The organism is Cetobacterium sp. ZOR0034 (assembly GCF_000799075.1).
Lineage (GTDB): Bacteria > Fusobacteriota > Fusobacteriia > Fusobacteriales > Fusobacteriaceae > Cetobacterium_A.
In genome coordinates, this window is sequence record NZ_JTLI01000081.1 from 1 (window position 1) to 1,912 (window position 1,912).

The 1,912-nt window shown below is 32.4% G+C and carries 1 protein-coding gene; it reads right to left on the reverse strand.

Annotated features, from left to right (window positions below; genetic code table 11):
* Positions 1 to 70 precede the first annotated feature (70 nt).
* Positions 71 to 1,681: a group II intron reverse transcriptase/maturase gene (gene ltrA, locus L992_RS11990; protein WP_052193993.1), complete on the reverse strand. Its 1,611-nt coding sequence runs from the start codon at positions 1,679 to 1,681 to the stop codon at positions 71 to 73.
* Positions 1,682 to 1,912: the final 231 nt, after the last annotated feature.

Genomic DNA, 1,912 nt, shown 5'->3' on the forward strand with positions numbered 1-1,912 from the left:
ACCTTTTCCCCTGCTCCACACCGTGCATGCGACTTTCACCGCACACGGCGTTCCATCATAATTTTAAATTTTATTTATATTTAGAAAGTGTTTTTAATATTCTTGCATAATTCTCATTGTCTTTATAGTAATCCTCTCTATTTTCGCTTTCTAGTAAGGCTTTGAATGAAGAATCTAGTAACATTAAATTTTCAAGGTCATCACTTCCTCCATGTTCTCTTGGGACTAGCCTATGAACATAAAAGTTGTCGTTACCTGCGATATATTTTCCTGTTACTTCACAAGTTGAGTTTCTTTGGAGTCTCAAGATTGCTCTTATTTGAGGGTTTTCAATTTCGTTTATCTCAATTTGTTTCTCTACATTCATAACTTTCTTTTTCGCTGAAAATAGTTTAGGTATTTTAAACTTTATAGCTTGTAGCGTGAAAATCGTTGTTCCTGCTACGTTCCATACTTTAAAGTTGTATCCTTTATAGCGGAGTTTATATTTCTTATCCTTTTTCCCAGATGGTTTCCCTAATCTGTTCATTAAGGATTTATTAACTATATAGCCAATTTTACTAAAATCTATATTTACCATTGTTGCCATGCGATAATAATTTTGAATTCCTAGTATTATTGAATTAAATTTTAAGACTTGGGTGGCAGTTCGTCTTCTTTGAAGCTCTTTTATCTCTTCTCTGATTAAGGTTAGGATAGCTTTTCTTGCTTTGTCAGATATATATGACCTCACAGTTAATCTATTTCTATTCTTAACAGCTTTGAATTTTATTCCTAAAAAGACACTAAACTCTTTTCTTAGATTCACTATTTTTGATTTCTTTTCTGAAACTTCTAGTTTCAATCTATCTTTTAAGAATATTTTAACAAGTTTAAACATCTTGTCCGCTGATGCTCTATCTCTACAAAAGAGTTTAAAGTCATCTGCGTATCTAACAATTCTAACTTCTGTTAAATTTGTATCTCTGAGAGCTCTCTCTTTGCTTGCAAGAGTGGAATATTCTCTTCTAGTTTTTAATCCTAGCCATTGTTTGTGTATCCACCAGTCAAGTTCGTTTAAAACTATGTTGGCTAGAAGTGGTGAAAGTATTCCACCTTGAGGAGTTCCCTTCTCAGATTGAACAATATCCTTGTTTTGTAATACAGTTTCCACTTTCAGCATGCATTTTATTATTGATAAGGTTTTCTTGTCGATAGATTTAAATCGCTGTAGCTGTTTTATCAGTTTTTTATGATTTATATTATCGAAGAATCCTTTTATATCAATATCTACAACAAAATGTAGTTTTGAAATGTTTACACAATGATAACAAGTTGCTATCGCATGTTCTGCACTACGTTCTGGTCTAAATCCAAAGGAATTTTTATGAAAACTTTTTTCGACTATTGGTTCTAAGACTTGTTTAAAACATAGTTGTACTAGTCTATCATAAATATTAGGTATTCCTAGGGGTCTAAATTCTCCATTTCCTTTTGGAATCTCTACTCTTTTTACCGTTCCTGGTGTGTATCTGCCCTTTAAATCATATTTAATTCGTTTTACTATTTCATCTTCAATTTTTAGTATATCGCTTATGGTTTCGCCATTCACTCCTGGAGTTTTACTTCCCTTGTTGCTTTTCAGCGTGTGAATCGCTCTGTAAATATTTGATTCGTCAATTACGCAGTCTATTAAACTCATAGATTGTACGCCTCCCTCTTCCTAAGAATTAGGAAACTTTATTTTCTTGGTTTACGACCATTCATCTATTAATTCTAGATTAAAACAATTTTAAAATTATTGACTTGGGGCTATCCCTCCACCACTTATTATCATGGTTTCATCAGTACTGTTCCCCTACTCTCACAAGACTAAAGAAATTTCGTTAAATCCTTAACTTATATTCACCAACCCTCTAACTAGGTTTTTTTT